This window comes from Streptomyces sp. NPDC014727 (assembly GCF_043083485.1).
Taxonomy (GTDB): Bacteria; Actinomycetota; Actinomycetes; order Streptomycetales; family Streptomycetaceae; genus Streptomyces.
On the sequence record NZ_JBIBYR010000015.1, the window covers coordinates 19829 to 35922 of the forward strand.

At 71.7% G+C, this 16094-nt stretch carries 15 protein-coding genes; 10 read left to right on the forward strand and 5 right to left on the reverse strand.

What is annotated here, in order from left to right; all coding sequences use genetic code 11:
- Positions 1-108: 108 nt before the first annotated feature.
- Together ACF1B9_RS23095 and purU are read left to right on the forward strand one after the other, a co-directional pair.
- Positions 109-555, forward strand: coding sequence for a hypothetical protein (locus tag ACF1B9_RS23095; RefSeq protein WP_391739305.1), 447 nt, complete (start codon positions 109-111; stop codon positions 553-555).
- A gap of 28 nt (positions 556-583) precedes the next feature.
- Positions 584-1462: a formyltetrahydrofolate deformylase gene (gene purU, locus ACF1B9_RS23100; protein ID WP_391738597.1), complete on the forward strand. Its 879-nt coding sequence runs from the start codon at positions 584-586 to the stop codon at positions 1460-1462.
- A 19-nt stretch (positions 1463-1481) separates the two neighbouring features.
- Here purU and ACF1B9_RS23105 read toward each other — a convergent pair whose 3' ends face one another.
- Together ACF1B9_RS23105 and ACF1B9_RS23110 are read right to left on the reverse strand one after the other, a co-directional pair.
- A complete protein-coding gene (locus tag ACF1B9_RS23105) occupies positions 1482-2861 on the reverse strand; it encodes a zf-HC2 domain-containing protein (RefSeq protein ID WP_391738599.1) in 1380 nt (459 codons plus the stop codon).
- Positions 2858-3448: an RNA polymerase sigma factor gene (locus ACF1B9_RS23110; protein WP_391738600.1), complete on the reverse strand. Its 591-nt coding sequence runs from the start codon at positions 3446-3448 to the stop codon at positions 2858-2860. The genes ACF1B9_RS23105 and ACF1B9_RS23110 overlap by 4 nt, the downstream gene beginning before the upstream one ends.
- Before the next feature lie 279 nt (positions 3449-3727).
- On the opposite strand from ACF1B9_RS23110, the gene ACF1B9_RS23115 reads away from it, so the two are divergent.
- Together ACF1B9_RS23115 and ACF1B9_RS23120 are read left to right on the forward strand one after the other, a co-directional pair.
- Positions 3728-4102 carry an STAS domain-containing protein gene (locus tag ACF1B9_RS23115; protein WP_391738602.1) on the forward strand — a complete coding sequence of 125 codons (375 nt, stop codon included), beginning with the start codon at positions 3728-3730 and terminating at the stop codon, positions 4100-4102.
- A gap of 91 nt (positions 4103-4193) precedes the next feature.
- Positions 4194-4715 (forward strand): EF-hand domain-containing protein, encoded by a 522-nt coding sequence (locus ACF1B9_RS23120; protein WP_391738604.1) that lies wholly within the window; start codon positions 4194-4196, stop codon positions 4713-4715.
- A 125-nt stretch (positions 4716-4840) separates the two neighbouring features.
- Here the strand turns inward: ACF1B9_RS23120 and ACF1B9_RS23125 are convergent, their stop codons facing one another.
- On the reverse strand, positions 4841-6385 hold the full coding sequence (locus ACF1B9_RS23125) for a class I adenylate-forming enzyme family protein (RefSeq protein WP_391738605.1): 1545 nt from the start codon (positions 6383-6385) through the stop codon (positions 4841-4843).
- 191 nt (positions 6386-6576) lie between these two features.
- Between ACF1B9_RS23125 and ACF1B9_RS23130 the strand changes: the two genes are divergently transcribed.
- The 4 genes from ACF1B9_RS23130 (at position 6577) to ACF1B9_RS23145 (ending at position 10975) form a co-directional block, all read left to right on the forward strand.
- Complete coding sequence (locus ACF1B9_RS23130) at positions 6577-7776, forward strand: amidohydrolase family protein (RefSeq protein ID WP_391738606.1); 1200 nt, start codon at positions 6577-6579, stop codon at positions 7774-7776.
- A gap of 7 nt (positions 7777-7783) precedes the next feature.
- Positions 7784-8938 (forward strand): acyl-CoA dehydrogenase, encoded by a 1155-nt coding sequence (locus tag ACF1B9_RS23135; protein WP_391738607.1) that lies wholly within the window; start codon positions 7784-7786, stop codon positions 8936-8938.
- A gap of 8 nt (positions 8939-8946) precedes the next feature.
- Positions 8947-9900: an acyl-CoA dehydrogenase family protein gene (locus ACF1B9_RS23140; protein WP_391738608.1), complete on the forward strand. Its 954-nt coding sequence runs from the start codon at positions 8947-8949 to the stop codon at positions 9898-9900.
- A 517-nt stretch (positions 9901-10417) separates the two neighbouring features.
- Entirely contained in the window at positions 10418-10975 is a 558-nt protein-coding gene (locus tag ACF1B9_RS23145; protein WP_391738610.1) for an ATP-binding protein, read from the forward strand.
- A gap of 50 nt (positions 10976-11025) precedes the next feature.
- Here ACF1B9_RS23145 and ACF1B9_RS23150 read toward each other — a convergent pair whose 3' ends face one another.
- Complete coding sequence (locus ACF1B9_RS23150; RefSeq protein WP_391738611.1) at positions 11026-11952, reverse strand: cyclase family protein; 927 nt, start codon at positions 11950-11952, stop codon at positions 11026-11028.
- An 84-nt stretch (positions 11953-12036) separates the two neighbouring features.
- Between ACF1B9_RS23150 and ACF1B9_RS23155 the strand changes: the two genes are divergently transcribed.
- Both ACF1B9_RS23155 and ACF1B9_RS23160 read left to right on the forward strand, forming a co-directional pair.
- Positions 12037-12954, forward strand: coding sequence for an SDR family oxidoreductase (locus ACF1B9_RS23155; protein WP_391738612.1), 918 nt, complete (start codon positions 12037-12039; stop codon positions 12952-12954).
- Positions 12955-12997: 43 nt separating this feature from the next.
- The gene (locus ACF1B9_RS23160) at positions 12998-14047 is read left to right on the forward strand and encodes a Zn-dependent alcohol dehydrogenase (protein ID WP_391738613.1); all 1050 of its coding nucleotides are present in this window, start codon (positions 12998-13000) and stop codon (positions 14045-14047) included.
- Positions 14048-14179: 132 nt separating this feature from the next.
- On the opposite strand, the gene ACF1B9_RS23165 is transcribed toward ACF1B9_RS23160, so the two are convergent.
- Positions 14180-16072, reverse strand: a complete 1893-nt coding sequence (locus tag ACF1B9_RS23165; protein ID WP_391738615.1) for an amidohydrolase — start codon at positions 16070-16072, stop codon at positions 14180-14182.
- Positions 16073-16094 lie beyond the last annotated feature (22 nt).

A 16094-nucleotide genomic window follows, 5' to 3' on the forward strand; every position in this document is an offset into this window, starting at 1 on the left:
GGGTGAATGACAGGGGCCTGTGCGAGGAGCCGGAAAGGGAACGTACGATCGACAACCGTGCAGCAAGGTTCGGAGAACACTTCCCGTCGCGGCCGTCGCTCCTCCACCATGGGCGGCATGCCGCTGAATGACATGCCTTGGTGGCGCTGGCGCAGCAACGTGCGCTCGGCGCTGCACATGCTCTCCGACCCCGTCTTCCATCACGAGTGCTGGCTGGTCGGCCGGGAGGGGTACGGCGACGTCACCGACGCCGTGTACCGCCTGGTCGAGGACACCTGGCTGGACAACTGGTCCGCCGAGAAGTACGTCGGGACGATCTTCCGCGACGCCAACGAGTCCGCCCTGGTCGATGTCGCCGTGCTCCGGGTGCTGCGCATCATGCACCAGGTCGGTGCGGATGCACCCGTTTCGGCGTATCTGGAACACCACGGCTGGCCGGAGGCCGTACGGGCCGCACGCGAGGCCCATGTGCTGCTCGCCACCCACGACGGCGAGGACCCGGACACCCCGCCGCGCTCCCTGGACGTGCTCCGCATCATGACCAGGACGGCCTGAGACCGGTCCGGTGTGGCACGCTACGGGAATGACCGAGCCGCAGCCTGCTGAGACCACCCACGACCAGTACGTCCTCACGCTCTCCTGCCCGGACAAACAGGGCATCGTGCACGCCGTGTCGAGTTATCTCTTCATGACCGGCTGCAACATCGAGGACAGCCAGCAGTTCGGCGACCACGACACGGGCCTGTTCTTCATGCGCGTCCACTTCTCCGCGGACAGCCCGGTCACCGTGGAGAAGCTGCGGGCCAGCTTCGCCGCGATCGGCGACTCCTTCCGGATGGACTGGCAGATCCACCGCGCCTCGGAGCGGATGCGGATCGTGCTGATGGTCAGCAGATTCGGCCACTGCCTCAACGACCTGCTGTTCCGCTCCCGGATCGGGGCGCTGCCGATCGAGATCGCCGCCGTCGTCTCCAACCACACGGACTTCGCCGAGCTCGTCGGCTCGTACGGCATCCCCTTCCGGCACATCCCGGTGACCAAGGAGAACAAGGCCGAAGCGGAGGCGGAGCTGCTGGAGTTCGTTCGCGAGGAGAATGTCGAGCTGGTCGTCCTGGCCCGCTACATGCAGGTCCTCTCGGACGATCTGTGCAAGCAGCTGAGCGGCCGGATCATCAACATCCACCACTCGTTCCTGCCGAGTTTCAAGGGCGCCAAGCCGTATCACCAGGCGCACGCCCGTGGTGTGAAGCTGATCGGTGCGACGGCGCACTATGTGACCGCGGATCTCGACGAGGGGCCGATCATCGAGCAGGAGGTCGAGCGGGTGGGCCACGACGTCACGCCGGACCAGCTGGTCGCCATCGGCCGCGATGTGGAGTGCCGGGCGCTGGCGCGGGCGGTGAAGTGGCATGCGGAGCGCCGCATCCTGCTCAACGGCCGCCGTACGGTGATCTTCTCCTGAAGCCCTCCCGACGCGGGCACTAGAGGCGGCTCAAGGACGCCGCGGCACAGAGCACGTCGCGGATCGCCTCACGGTCCCCCTCCTGGCCGGCCGCCGCCTCCACCGGGGACACGTGCCCGGCCACGAGCCGGCAGAACTCGACGCCGTCCAGCGCGACCTGCGCCACCGTGTGCGCGGGCGAGCCGACCGCGGCCGGGGAGTCCAGCGGGATGTACCAGTCCCCGCCGCCCGAACCCTCGACCTCCAGATGCAGCGAACGGCCCGGTGAACCGGCCGGCACCAGATGGCGGGCGGGCCCGGCGAGACCGGATCTGCGGCGCTCGGCGAGGGCGGCCGGGAGGAGCCGGGCGGCCAGGTCGACCATCCGGTTGAGATGGGCGGCGGACGGCGCTTCGTACGGATAGTCCACCGCCTGCGCGATGTCACCGCCGTGCACCCAGCACTCGAAGGCCCGGTCCAGCAGGGAGTCGTGCATCGGAAGGGCGAAGTCCCCGTACGAGACGGAGAGCTCGGCGACGCCGCGGCCGGCGAAGGACACCGTACGGATGAGGGCGTGGCTCTGGTCCCGCCACGGTTCGCGGATCGTGCGGGTGGGTGGCCGCCGGGAGGCGGACCAGTGCTTCTCCGTGCGCGCGGTGGGGGAGAGCGGCCACTCGTCACCCCGGCCCATGACGCCTTCGCCGAGCGGTACGTCGAGGCCGAGGGCGGTACCGACCAGCCCGTCGACGGCCATGAGATGGCCGATGACGCCCGCGACCGTCGTCTTGCGTCTGGCCTCCTGCTCCTCCTCGAACCACTTCAGCCGCACCGGGGCGTGCCACTCCGAGGCGCCGATGTCACGCAGCAGCGCGTCGAGCCGCGCGGTCTCCGCGTCGTACGGGGCGGCCCAGTCCGGCACCGGGATCCTGGCCGGGCGGCGGCTCAGACAGGTCTCGATCACCCGGGAACGCAGCGCCGGATCGAGATCCAGGCTGCGGTCGGTCTGCAGCAGGCCGACCGCGTCGCGCAGCCGCAGGGCCTCGTCCGCACAGGCCGCGCACTCGGTCAGATGTGCCTCGACGGCCTCGGTCTCCGCCGCCGAGCAGGCGGCCAGGGCCCAGGCGCCGAGGAGGGCCTTGAGGACGCTATGGGAGAGCACCGGGGCCGGTGCGGCGGACGGGTCCGATGGTTCCGGTGGTGCCACGGCAGATTCCGGTTCCGGTGTCGTCGGTTGCGGGGCCGGCCGGGATTCCCCGGGCAGGGTCGGGAGCACGGGTGAGGGCACGGTCGGCGGCACAGGCAGGGCGTCGAGATCGAGGTCGTCCGCTGCGGTTCGCGGTCCCGGTATGCGCGGCGCGCCCCGCACGTCGTCGTCGCGCCCTTCCCCCTCACGGCCGTCCGCGTCGTCGTCACCGGTCACAGATGCCGTCCGTATCCGGGTGGCGACGACCCCTCCAGCGGGCGGGTGTGCGCGGTGGAGAGCAGTTGCAGTCCGAGCCGGAGCCGGCGGCGGGCCTCGTCCTCGGTGACCCCGAGGTCGGCCGCGGTCTGCCGGCAGTCCCGGCGTTGCACGTACGCGAGCTCCAGCGCGGCCCGCAGCGGGGCGGGCATGGACGCGACGATGTAGTCGGCACGGGCGGCGGCCGTGGCCCGGCGCACCCGCTCCTCCAGGTCGTCGGGGGGCGCGGCCCCGTCCTCCCCGTCCGCACCGCCCCGCGCGGTGTCCTCCTCGCACAGCCGGCGCACGGACTGGCGGTGTGTGAGCCGGGCCACCCAGGACCGCATCGAACCCTGCTGCGGGTCGTAGGCGTTCGGGTTCTCCCACACGTAACCGAAGACCTCGCGGGTCACGAGGTCGGCGGCGGTCTCGTCGTCGAGCATCCGGTGGGCCTGGCTGTGCACGAGGGAGGCGAACCGGTCGTAGAGCTCGCCGAGAGCGGCCGCCTCGCCGCGTGCCAGCCGCTGCTGCATCTTGCGGTCCCAGCGGGGTGGTGCGTTCTTCGTCATACGACCCCCAGCCCTGTTCCCCTCGTCACACCGAATGTAGTCGGGGCACCGACCGGGCACGCCCCTTTGCGGCAAGTACGCCCCTGAGGAGGCCCGGGATGATAAGGAATGCGGCATCGCGCGACGGTGGGATCGGACCCGAAAGCGATCATTTCTGCCCGAACCCGGCTGTGTCCTGTCGACCGGCCCGGTGTTTCATGGGTCTGCGGCGGGGGCAGCCGCGAGAAGGAACGGAAACTTCCGGATCGTCGGAATCCCCGGAACGAGAGGCCCAGTCACGTGACACTGAAGGTGGCCGAGACCGTGCAGGACGACTGGACCGTGCTGCGCATACGCGGCGAACTGGATCTGCTGACGTCGCCCGCCGTGCGGCAGTCCGTCCATGAGGCGGTGGCCGCGGGGCGCCACGATGTGGTGCTCGACCTGTCCGAGGTCCTGTTCTGCGATTCCAGCGGTGTCGGGGTACTGATCGCCTCCCGCCGCCTGATGCGTTCCTGCGGGGGCCGGCTGCGGCTGATCCTCCCGGCCCGCGGCGCGGAGGAGGGATCCCACGTCAACCGGGTGCTCGCAGCCCTCGGCGTACGCCGTCTCTTCGAGGTCTACCCCGACCGGTACGCGGCCGTCGACGACGAGGCCCAGCCGCTCTCGGCCTGAGGCGTGGAGCGAGAAGCGCGCGACGTCGCTGACCATCGCGGGCGAGGCCGTAAGTGACACGTGGCGCCGGTCGGCGTCGTACGCTCCCCGCATGGACAGCGCAGAGTATGAGCGCAAGATCGCCTTCCGCTTCGCCGCCTTCGACCAGGACGGCAACGGATACATCGATCGCGCGGATTTCAGTGCCGCCGCGGCCCGTCTGCTGACCGAATTCGGTACGACGGCCCGCTGCGACAAGGGGCAGGCGCTCTACACCGGAGCCGAGGCCCTCTGGCAGGGCATGGCGGGCATCGCCGACGTCGACGGGGACCAGCGCGTCACCCGGGAGGAGTTCGTGGGCGGGGCGGTGAAGCGGCTGCGCGACAACCCGGAGCGCTTCGCGGAGATCGCCCGCCCCTTCCTGCGCGCGGCGCTCGCCGTGGCGGACCGGGACGACCAGGGCGCGGCCTCCGTCCCCGGCGTGGAGCGGGCCCTGCGGGTGCTGGGCGCGAGCGCGGAGACGGCGGGTCTCGCGGCGCGGAGCCTGGACACGGACCAGGACGGCAGGATCACCGAGGACGGGGTGGTGGCGGCGTTCGCCACGTACTTCACCGTGATCGAACCGGACGCGTAGGAGCGGGCGGGGAGGGGCGGGCGGAACGAGCTCCCCCCGCGCCCCGCCGGAGCACTCCGCGGGGCGCCGACCGCACCGGACCCGTCCGGTGAGGGGGGGCGGGGCGACAGCCCCCTCCCCTCCCGTCAGGAGAACCGCTCCCGCAGCCGGTACTTCAGCACCTTCCGCAGCGTCTCGTTCCGCGGCAGCGCCTCCACCACCTCCAGCTGTTCCGGCAGCTTGTGCACGGAGAGGCCCGCCGCCCGCAGATGGCCGGTGATCCCCGGCAGGGTCAGGGGCGTGGCGCCCGCAGGCTGTTCCACGACCGCGCAGACGCGTTCGCCGCGCTCCGGGTCCGGCAGCCCGATCACCGCCACGTCCCCGACGTCCGGGTGCCGGTGCAGCAGGTCCTCTATCTCCTTGGCGGAGATGTTCTCGCCCTTGCGGATGATGATGTCCTTGAGCCGCCCGGTGAGCACCAGGTGCCCGCTCGGCTCGACCCGGCCGACATCACCGGTGATCAGGAACCCTTCCGCGTCGAAGGCCGCCGCCGTCGCCCCCGGGTCCAGATAGCCCTCGCAGACGGCCTCCCCGCGGAGCCGTACCTCGCCCTCCGTGCCCTGCGGCAGCGCCTTGCCGTCCTCGTCGGTGATGCGTATGTCCATGCCTTCGGGCGGACGCCCCTCCGTCCCGGCGAGGTGCTCCGCGGTGTCGTCGGGGGCGCCCATCGTGATCATGGGGACCTCGGTCATGCCGTACCCGTGGGTCAGCTGGACGCCCATCTCCCGCACCACCGCGTGGTAGAGCTCCGGCGGCTTCGGTGCCCCGCCGCCGGCCAGCAGTCGCAGGCTGGGGATCAGCTTCCGGCCCGGGGTCCTGCGCTGTTCGGTCAGGAACATCGAGTAGAACGCGGTGGACCCGCCCGCGACCGTCACCCCGTGGCGCCGGTAGCCCTCCAGTGCCTCCGGCATCGCGAAGTGCTCGAAGAGGACCGCCGGGAAGCCGTACAGCAGCAGCATCACCGCGTAGTCCGGCCCGCCGACATGGGCGAACGGGAAGGCCACCGAGCCGATGTCGGCCGTCGACAGGCGCAGCGCGTGGGCCAGGCAGGATCCGCCCGCGATCAGGCTGCGGTCGGTGTGCAGGACCCCCTTCGGGTCGGAGGTGGTGCCCGAGGTCCAGTAGATCCAGCGCACCGCCGTCCCGTCGGAGGGCGGGGGAGGCAGCACGGACGGGTCGCCGTCCGGCAGTGACGCGTACGCCTCGAAGACCAGCGGCGGGTGTTCGGCACCCGCCGTCAGCCGGTGTGCCATCGCCGTGTGGTCGAAGCCGCGCCAGGTGCCCGGCACCGCGAAGAAGCCGGCCTTCGACTCGCGCAGCGCGAACCCCGCCTCGCGGTCCCGGTAGAACGGGATGACGGGCGACTGCACGGCCCCGATCCGGGTCAGCGCGAACGACAGCAGCACCGTCTCCAGGCGGGTCGGCAGCTGCCAGGCGACGACACCGCCGGGGCGGACGCCCATGCCCCACAGTCCGGCCGCGACCCGTTCGCCGCGGTCGCGCAGCTCACCGAAGGTGAGGGTGCGGTCGTCCTGGATCAGGAACGGGCGGTCCGGCGTCAGGGCGGCCCGGCGTTCGACGAGCTCCCAGAAGGTGCCCGATGCGCTCAGCGCGTGTGCGGTCTCGTTCACGGCGAACCCCTCACAGCTGACGGGTAGTCAGATCGTGCGCAGAGCGTAGAGCGCTGCGCCTTGTCGGTCCAGGGGTGCGGGGCTAGCCTGAGGATCGAAGTAGATCTGACGGACCATCAGAAACGCTCGTAAGGAGACGGCCCGTCGGAGCCACGGCCGGAAGACCTCAAGCGTGCGCCGAAGGGGACACCATGACGGAACTGCCTCGGATCGTCAGCGTCGACGACCATGTGATCGAGCCGCCGCACCTCTTCTCGACCTGGCTGCCCGCCAAATACCGCGAGCGCGGCCCGCAGCCGCTCACCGCGGGCATCGGCGAGCTGGCGTACACCGGGGGCAAGTACGTCATCACGATGGACCCCGACGGGCCGCCCACCGATTGGTGGATCTACGAGGACCTGAAGTTCCCGTACAAGCGGAACATCGCTGCCGTGGGCTTCGACCGCGACGACATGACGCTGGAGGGGATCACCCGGGCCGAGATGCGGCCCGGCTGCTGGGACCCGGCCGAGCGCCTCAAGGACATGGACCTCAACCACGTCGAGGCGAGCCTCTGCTTCCCCACCTTCCCGCGCTTCTGCGGCCAGACGTTCGCCGAGGCCCAGGACAAAGAGGTGGCGGTCGCGTGTGTCCGCGCCTACAACGACTGGATGGTGGAGGAGTGGTGCGGCGACAGCGGCGGCCGGCTCATCCCGCTCTGCATCATCCCGCTCTGGGACATCGACCTGGCCGTGGCGGAGATCAGGCGCAACGCGGCGCGCGGGGTGCGTGCGGTGACCTTCTCCGAAATCCCCACGTACCTCGGCCTGCCGTCGATCCACACCGGATACTGGGACCCGTTCTTCGCGGCCTGCCAGGAGACCGGCACGGTCGTCAACATGCACATCGGGTCCAGTTCCCAGATGCCCGCCGCCTCCCCCGACGCCCCGCCCGCCGTCCAGGCCAGCCTCTCCTTCAACAACGCCATGGCCTCGATGATGGACTTCCTGTTCAGCGGCGTCCTGGTGAAGTTCCCCCGGCTCAAGCTCGCCTACAGCGAGGGCCAGATGGGCTGGATCCCGTACGCCCTGGAGCGCGCCGACGACGTCTGGGAGGAGCACCGGGCCTGGGGCGGGGTGCGCGACCTGATTCCCGAGCCGCCGTCCACGTACTACTACCGCCAGATGTTCTGCTGCTTCTTCCGCGACAAGCACGGGGTCGCCTCGCTCGACGTCGTCGGACGGGACAACGCCACCTTCGAGACCGACTACCCGCACGTCGACTCGACCTTCCCGCACACGAAGGAGGTCGCCCTCGACCACGTCAAGGGGCTGGACGACGAGACCGTCTACAAACTGATGCGCGGAAACGCGATCCGGATGCTCGGTCTGGACCTGGACCGGGACAAGTAGGCACGCGATGGATCTCGCGTACACGGAGGCCGAGGAGGAGTTCCGGGCGCGGCTGCGCGAGTGGCTGGCGTCCGTGCTGCCCACCCTGCCCGCGAAGCCCGGTCCGGACGACTGGCCGGGGCGGCGCGCGTACGACACCGCCTGGCAGCGGATGCTGTACGACGCCGGTTATGCGGGCCTGCACTGGCCCGTCGACGCGGGCGGGCGGGGCGCCACCCCGACCCAGCATCTGATCTTCCTGGAGGAGACGGAGAAGGCCGGCGCCCCCTACGTCGGCGCCAACTTCGTCGGGCTGCTGCACGCAGGGCCGACGATCGCGGCCGAGGGCACCGCCGGACAACGGGCGCGCTGGCTGCCGCCGGTGCTGCGCGGGGACGAGATCTGGTGCCAGGGGTTCAGCGAGCCCGACGCGGGCTCGGACCTCGCCTCGCTGCGGACCCGGGCGGTGCGCGACGGCGACCACTACGTGGTGAGCGGAAGCAAGATCTGGACCTCGCACGCGGAGGTCGCCGACTGGTGCGAACTGCTGGTGCGGACGGACCCCGCGGCGCCCAGGCACCGCGGCATCAGCTGGCTCGCGATGGAGATGGACGCGCCCGGCGTCACCGTCCGCCCGCTGCGCACCCTCGCCGGGTCCACCGAGTTCGCCGAGATGTTCCTCGACGAGGTGCGGGTGCCCGTCTCGCACCGCGTCGGCGCGGAGAACGACGGCTGGCGCGTCACCATGGTCACCCTTTCCTTCGAGCGCGGCACGGCGTTCGTCGGCGAGGTCGTCGCCTGCCGCCGCACGCTGGACGCCCTGGCCGCCGAGGCACGGACGAACGGGCGCTGGGACGACCCGGTCCTGCGCCGCAGGCTGGGCAGGCTGAATGCCGAATTCCGGGCGCTGTGGCGGCTCACCCAGTGGAACGTCGGCGAGGCGCAGCGCACCGGAGGGGTCCCCGGCACCGGCGGCTCGGTCTTCAAGCTGCGCTACTCGCACGCCCGTCAGGAGCTGTACGAGGCGGCCGCCGAGGTGCTTGGCGCCGACGCAGCCGACCTGGACCGGGAGTGGGTCCTGGACCGGCTCTCCTCGCTCTCGTACACCATCGCCGCGGGCACCTCGCAGATCCAGCGGAACATCGTCGCCGAGCGGATACTCGGCCTGCCGAAGGGGCGCTGACGCCACTCATGGACTTCCAGCTCTCGGACGACCAGCGGGCCCTCGGGGCGGGGATACGGGAACTTCTGGCCGGGCGCTTCGGCAGGGACCGGATGCGGGCGGCTCTCGACGGCGGTACGGGCATCGACCGGGAGCTGTGGCGGGAACTCGGCGAGTCCGGCTTCTTCGCGCTGCGGCTGCCGGAGGCACAGGGCGGTGTGGGGCTCGGGCTGCCCGAGTCGGTCCTCCTCTTCGAGGAGGTGGGACGGTCGCTGCTGCCCGGACCGCTGATCGCCACCCACCTCGCCGCGGGCGCGGTGAAGGGGGCGGCGGAGGGCGGGGCGGTGGTCACCGTGCTGGACGCGGGGGAGCCGGTGGGACACCTGGGGGACGCGGACGCACTGCTGGTCCTCGGGCCCGGGGAGGTACGGGTCCTGACCGGCGGGACGGTGCGGAGCGTCGCGGGGATACGGGAGTCCGCCCGGCCCGTGCGGTCGCTCGACCCGTTCACACCCCTGTGGCGGGTCACCGGACCGGTCGGGCCGGGTGAGCCCCTGCCCGGTGCGGAGCGGCTGCGCGAGGAAGGCGCCCTGCTCGCCGCCGCCGAACAACTCGGCAGCGCCTCGCGCACGACCGAGATGGCCGTCCGGCACGCCGGTGAACGTGAACAGTTCGGTTCGCCGATCGGGTCGTTCCAGGCGGTCAAACATCTGTGCGCCGGGATGCTGGTCCGCGCCGAACTGGCCCGCGCCGCCGTCTACGCCGCGGCCCTGACCGGGGACCGGGCGGAGATCGCGGGCGCCAAACTGCTCGCCGACGAGGCGGCGGTCCGCAACGCGCGGGACTGCCTTCAAGTGCACGGCGGCATGGGCTTCACCTGGGAGGCGGACGTTCATCTGCACCTCAAGCGGGCATGGCTGCGGTCCGGTCGGTGGATCGCGGCGGCGGCGGCCGAGGAAGCGCTTGCGGCGGACCTGTGCTGAAGCCGGACGGGTTCCGTGCAGGCTTCGGCGGCGCGGCGACGGGGGGCCGCCGGGGGCCCGGTTGTCACAGGGCGGTGTTTGGGCCTCACGCTGCGGAGTTACGCAGTGCAGTCGGTCGGGACCGATGTCGGCTTGTGTCCTTTGCGTGATTCGTCACGGGGTGGAGTCGGCGCCGGGCTCGGGTACGCTCCGTGGGATGCGAGAGGTTCTGGAGCCGGGTGATCCGGGTGTTGCCCGTGCGGCGACTCCGGTCCGGAAGAGGTGCCCTGCTCGCATTCCGCGCAGAAGCGCCGGGCCTGCCCGGGAGACGGCTCCCGCGGCCTCGCTGTGCCTCTGTTCGACTCCCCGCAACGTGCGTCGCACAGTATGCACCACGCGTACTCCTTCGCGCTGGAATATGCCCGAAGCGCTTGTTGCGGTGACTGTACGTCAACCATGCTGTCTCGCAAGGGAATCACGTTCCGTGACCCTGAGGAGGCGCGAGGCGATGTGTCCGCCGGTCTGGATGGTGTGAGCGGTGCAGGTGCTTCAGGTTCAGCTGGAGGTCGGGCCGGATCCCGCGGAGGTCGGGCGGGCCCGCAGGTGGGCGCGGTCGAGACTGGTCGGATCCGGGATAAGGGACGACGAGCCGCTGGCCGAGACGCTCATCCTGCTGATCTCGGAGCTGGTCACCAACGCGGTGGTGCACACCGGCTGTCCGGCCGTGCTGCGCATGCTGTTCGGCGCGGCGGGCGCGACCGGGACCGTACGGGTCGAGGTGGCCGACACCAGCTGCCGCCCGCCGCTGCAGCGCCACGCACGGGGTGAGGACACCGGCGGCCGGGGCCTGGAGCTCGTCGACGGCCTCGCCGACCGCTGGGGCTGGCAGCCGGAGGGCGCCGGGAAGCGCATCTGGTGCGAGATCGACCGGGACGTCCCGCCGGTCAGGGCGGTGCCGGTGCACCCCGGCGGCACCGGCGCCCCCGGCACCCAAGGGGCTCATGGCGCCCCAGGGGCCGCTCATGGTGTGCGGGGCGCGGACGACGCGGACCGTGAGGCGTACAAGCCTTCGCGTGCCGTCACGCATCGTGCATAAAGGTTAAAGCGGTCGGTCCGGTCCGTGTCCCGGCGCCGGTCCGTACCCCTTCACAGGAGGGCGACCGGGGCGACCGGGGTGCCCGTGGCACCGACGAACGGCTCCGGCATCGCGGAGAGCAGGAAGGCGTACCGCCTCTCTTCCGCACAGGCTGTGGACAGCGTCTCCAGGTTCCAGTTCTGGCCCTGCGGCATGCCCATCTCGACCAGGTCCAGCGCGTGCACACCCAGCCACAGATCCTCGATCTCGGGCGGGAAGATCTCGAAGGTCAGCGTGTCATTGGCGACCGCCGCCACATCGCGCGCACGGAACCACTCGGGCGTCCGGACGGAGAGGCCGGGCGACGGGTAGCCGTACGCGTGCTTGTCGCCCTCCAGGTACACCCGCACCTGCCCCGTCCGTACGAGCACGATGTCCCCGGCCCGGACCCGGATCCCCGCCAGTTCCTCGGCCGCGTCCAGGTCCCCGGGGGTGACGGCGTGGTCCCCGGGCAGCCGGTCCACGCCGTGCGCGCGGGCCACGTCGAGCAGCACGCCGCGCGAGACGATGTGCGGCGCCTTGTCGATCCCGCTGTACCGCGCGCCGGCGTGCGCGGTGATCGTGTCGGCCGGGCGGCCGTTGTAGATCCTCCCCGAGTGCGAGGCATGGGTGAGGGCGTCCCAGTGGGTGGCCGTCTGCAGGCTCAGGACCGCCGTGTCGTCGCTGGTGGCGACGGTGCCGGGGCCGAAGAGCTCCTGGTTGATCTGGACCATGGTGTGCAGCGGATTGATCCTTCCGGGGATCAGTCCGCTCTGGACGCCGTCCTGCTGGAGGGGGAGTGCGAGCGGGACGCGCAGCCCGGTGCGGACCGTGGCGGCGGCTTCCCGCACGACGGTGTCGGTGATCAGGTTGAGCGTGCCGATCTCGTCGTCGGCGCCCCAGCGGCCCCAGTTGTTGACCCGCTTGGCGATGTCGTGGAACTCGGCCGGCAGTGACATGGGTACCTCCTGGGGCTTGTGTTCGTGAACCCGATGGCCCATAAAATCTAACGGTCCGTCAGAAATCGCGGGAAGGGGCCGGGCATGGGGAACTTCTTGGCAGGCAAAGTGGTGGCCGTGACGGGTGCCGGACGCGGCATCGGGAGGGCGGTCGCGCTCGCGGCGGCGGCCGAGGGAGCGAGAGTCGTCGTCAACGACTACGGCGTCTCCATCGAGGGCGGCGAGCCGAGCAGCGAGATAGCCGAGTCCGTCGTCAAGGAGATCGGGGCGGCGGGCGGCGAGGCGGTGGCCGTCGCCGACGACATCTCCACGATGACGGGCGGGCAGCGGATCGTGGACACGGCGCTCGCGCGGTACGGGCGGATCGACGGGGTCGTGTGCGTGGCCGGCATCCTGCGGGAACGGATGCTGTTCAACATGTCCGAGGAGGAGTGGGATCCGGTCGTCGCCACCCATCTCAAGGGCACCTTCACCGTGTTCAGGGCCGCGTCGGCGGTGATGCGCAAGCAGGAGGGCGGCGGCACGCTGATCGGCTTCACCAGCGGCAACCACCAGGGCAGCGTCGCCCAGGCCAACTACAGCGCCGCGAAGGGCGGGATCATCTCGCTGGTGCGGAGCGCGGCGCTCGGCCTGCACAAGTACGGCGTCACGGCGAACGCCGTCGCCCCGGTCGCCCGCACCCGGATGTCCGCCAATGTGCCCATGGAACTCAAGGAGATCGGCGAGCCGGAGGACGTGGCGGCGCTCGTCGTCTACCTGCTCAGCGAACGGGCCCGCAAGGAGGGGATCACCGGCCAGGTGTACACGATCGCCGGTCCGAAGATCGCGGTCTGGGCCCAGCCGAGGGAGCTGCGGGCGGGGTACGCGGCGGACGGGGCCTGGACCCCGGAACGGATCGCCGACTTCCTGCCGGGGACGGTGGGCACGGACCCGATGCCGATGCTGGCCCGGCTGGAGGAGATGGCCGCGGCGGCTGCGGCGAAGGCCCGACCGAACGCGTGAACACCATCGCCGAGCGGGCGCTCGGCCTACCGAGGGAGCCGAGATGAGAGGCGTCGTCTTCGACGGCAAGCGGACCGAGGTCGTCGACGATCTGGAGATACGTGATCCGGGCCCCGGCGAGGTGCTGGTGGCGGTGGCCGCGGCCGGGCTGTGCCACAGCGACCTGTCGGTGATCGACGGGACGATCCCGTTCCCGTCGCCGGTGGTGCTCGGGCACGAGGGCGCGGGCGTGGTGGCGGCGGTCGGCGCGGGCGTCGGCCATGTGGTGCCCGGCGACCATGTGTCGCTGTCCACGCTGGCCAGCTGCGGGGCGTGCGCGCAGTGCGACCGCGGCCGGCCGACGATGTGCCGCAAGGCGATCGGGATGCCGGGGCAGCCCTTCTCGCGGCGCGGAAAGCCGCTGTACCAGTTCGCGTCCAACTCGGCCTTCGCCGAACGGACCCTGGTCAAGGCCGTGCAGGCGGTGAAGATCCCCACCGACCTGCCGCTCACCTCGGCCGCGCTGATCGGCTGCGGGGTGGTGACGGGAGTCGGAGCCGTACTGAACCGGGCGAAGGTCGACCGGGGCGAGACCGTCGTGGTCATCGGCACCGGCGGCATCGGACTCAACGTCATCCAGGGTGCCCGGATCGCGGGCGCCCTGACGATCGTCGCCGTCGACGCCAACCCGGCGAAGGAGGCGATGGCGCGGCAGTTCGGCGCGACGCACTTCCTGACGTCGGCGGAGGCCGTGCGGGAGATCCTGCCGCACGGCGCCGACCACGTCTTCGAGTGCGTGGGCCGTACGGAGCTGATCCGTACCGCGATCGACCTGCTGGACCGGCACGGGCAGGCGGTGCTGCTGGGTGTCCCCGCGGCGACGGCCGAGGCGTCCTTCCTGGTCTCGTCGTTGTTCCTGGACAAGTCCGTCCTGGGCTGCCGGTACGGCTCCTCGCGCCCGCAGCGGGACATCGCCCTCTATGCGGACCTGTACCAGGAGGGCAGGCTGCTGCTGGACGAACTCGTCACCGAGACCTACCCGGTGGAGGACTTCGCCAAGGCGGCGGACGACGCCCACCACGGCCGGGTGGCGCGCGGGGTGCTGGTGTTCTAGGCGCAGTGCCGTGCCGTGGGGGCGGCGAAAGTGAGCGGCCGGTGCAGAGCCGCCCCTGCCGGACGGCGTTCCGTGCGGGGCGTAACCCGAACGGGCGCCGTTCGCCGAGCAGGGGCGCGGAGCCAAGGACCGCTACGGCCGGTCGCCGCCGCAGCCGCAGGCCCGGTGTCGCCCGCCGTGCACCGCCGCGTACGCCGACGGGCGGGGCGCGGTGGCGGCCCGGTCGAGTCGCGCGGCCGCGGCCCGGCCCGCCGAGGTGCGCGCGTCGTGGACGACCCGGCCGCCCACCAGGGTCAGTTCGACACGGGTGTCACTGATGTCCGCCACCGGGCACTGCGTCACATCACGGTCGAGAACGATCAGATCCGCGGCCAGACCGCGCTGGACCGTTCCCGTCAGACGGTCCATGCGCAGCTGCCATGCCGTCCCCTGCGTGTGCATGCGCAGCGCCGACGTACGGCTCAGCCCCTCCAGCTCCCGGTAGAGCGGCCCGTCGCCCTCCGCGCCCGTGCGGTCGATCGCCGTACGGACCTGGTTCCACACCTGGAGCGGGTCCACCGGCCAGTCCGAGCCGCCCGAGAGCCGGGCCCCGTGCCGCTCCAGGGAGCGGGCGGGGTACATCCACCGGTGCCGCTCGGGCCCGATGTACGGCAGGAGGGCGTCCATCGTCCACGTGTCCTGTTCCGCCCACTGGAGCTGCATGCAGGCCACCACGCCCAGCGCGGCGAACCGCCCCAGATCCGCCGGGTCCACCAGCTGGAGGTGTGCGATGGTGTTCCGGGCGTCGCGAAGCCCGGTCGTGCGCCGGGCGTACGCATATCCGTCGAGTGCCGTGCGCACCGCGCGGTCGCCGAGCCCATGGGCGTGCATCTGCCAGCCGGCCCGGTTGAAGGCCGCGGTCAGCCGCCCGTAATCCTGCCCGGAGACATACAGCTCACCCCGGTTGTCCGTCGGGTGTCCGGAGCCGTCCAGATAGGGCTCCAGGAGCGCCGCGGTCTGCGCCGGGTACTCGATCACCCCGTCGAGGAACACCTTGCTCGTCCCGAACCGCAGCCCAGGTACGTCCCGGAACGCGCGCTGCAGCCCGCGCGCATGGGCGAGCGCGGCCGCCGGGTCCTTCGCCAGGTCCGTGTCGATCTTGATCGCGGGGACGATCCGCTGCGGCAGCTTCCCCGCGTTCGCCAGGGCCTGGTACGTCGTCAACTGACGCCGCCCGACGGCCGCGTCCATCATCGTGGTCACCCCGGAGGCCGCCACCTGGGCGAGGACCCGGGAGCAGGCGGCGACCAGTTCGGCCTCGCTCGGCTCCGGGATGTGGCGGGTCACCAGGTCCTGGGCGTCGTCCTTGAGGACCCCGCTGGGCTTCCCGTCAGGCCCCTGCACGATCTTCCCGCCCACCGGATCGGGGGTGGCCGCGGTGATGCCGGCGATCTGAAGGGCGCGGGCGTTGACCCAGACGTTGTGGCCGTCGCCCCCGAGGAGGGCGATCGGGCGGCGGGTCGGGAGGGTGTCGAGCAGGGAGTGGTGGGGCAAGGTGCCCTGCGGCAGCAGCCCGACCGGGTTCCAGTCCGAGACCACCAGCCAGCCGTCGGGCTCCTGGCCGGGCGTGTCCTTGAGGAACCCCGTGAGGATCGCGAGGAGTTGTTCGGCGGTCGTCTCGGCGCCCTCCAGGGAGGGGCGCAGCGAACGCTCGCCCGCGTCGAGCGGGTGCACATGGCCGTCGTGGATGCCGCTCATCACGGTAGCCCCGCGCGCGTCGACGATCTCGGTGTCCCGTCCGGCGAGGCGGCGCAGTTCGCGATTCCGGCCGGTGGCGAGAATCCGGCCGTCGCGCCCGACGGCCACAGCCTCGACGGGGCGGGCGCCGGGCAGCCCGGTGAACACCCGTGCGTTGTGGATGACCATGGCCGCGGAACCGCGGTGCGCGGCACCCGGCTGCGCGGCGGCTGCGGGGCCGGCCGCCGCACCCACCAGTCCGGCCGCACCCGCGGCGAGCACGCTCCGCCGGGCGAAAGAAGAAGTCATGACTGCTCCAAGGGTTGGGCTG

Excerpts from the sequence above, each read along its gene's own strand:
- ACF1B9_RS23110 (WP_391738600.1), bottom strand. The coding sequence starts at position 3,448 with ATGACGAAGAACGCACCACCCCGCTGGGACCGCAAGATGCAGCAGCGG.
- purU (WP_391738597.1), top strand. The coding sequence starts at position 584 with ATGACCGAGCCGCAGCCTGCTGAGACCACCCACGACCAGTACGTCCTC.
- ACF1B9_RS23135 (WP_391738607.1), top strand. The coding sequence starts at position 7,784 with ATGGATCTCGCGTACACGGAGGCCGAGGAGGAGTTCCGGGCGCGGCTG.
- ACF1B9_RS23155 (WP_391738612.1), top strand. The coding sequence starts at position 12,037 with ATGGGGAACTTCTTGGCAGGCAAAGTGGTGGCCGTGACGGGTGCCGGA.
- ACF1B9_RS23140 (WP_391738608.1), top strand. The coding sequence starts at position 8,947 with ATGGACTTCCAGCTCTCGGACGACCAGCGGGCCCTCGGGGCGGGGATA.
- ACF1B9_RS23150 (WP_391738611.1), bottom strand. The coding sequence starts at position 11,952 with ATGTCACTGCCGGCCGAGTTCCACGACATCGCCAAGCGGGTCAACAAC.
- ACF1B9_RS23120 (WP_391738604.1), top strand. The coding sequence starts at position 4,194 with ATGGACAGCGCAGAGTATGAGCGCAAGATCGCCTTCCGCTTCGCCGCC.
- ACF1B9_RS23160 (WP_391738613.1), top strand. The coding sequence starts at position 12,998 with ATGAGAGGCGTCGTCTTCGACGGCAAGCGGACCGAGGTCGTCGACGAT.
- ACF1B9_RS23095 (WP_391739305.1), top strand. The coding sequence starts at position 109 with ATGGGCGGCATGCCGCTGAATGACATGCCTTGGTGGCGCTGGCGCAGC.
- ACF1B9_RS23130 (WP_391738606.1), top strand. The coding sequence starts at position 6,577 with ATGACGGAACTGCCTCGGATCGTCAGCGTCGACGACCATGTGATCGAG.
- ACF1B9_RS23165 (WP_391738615.1), bottom strand. The coding sequence starts at position 16,072 with ATGACTTCTTCTTTCGCCCGGCGGAGCGTGCTCGCCGCGGGTGCGGCC.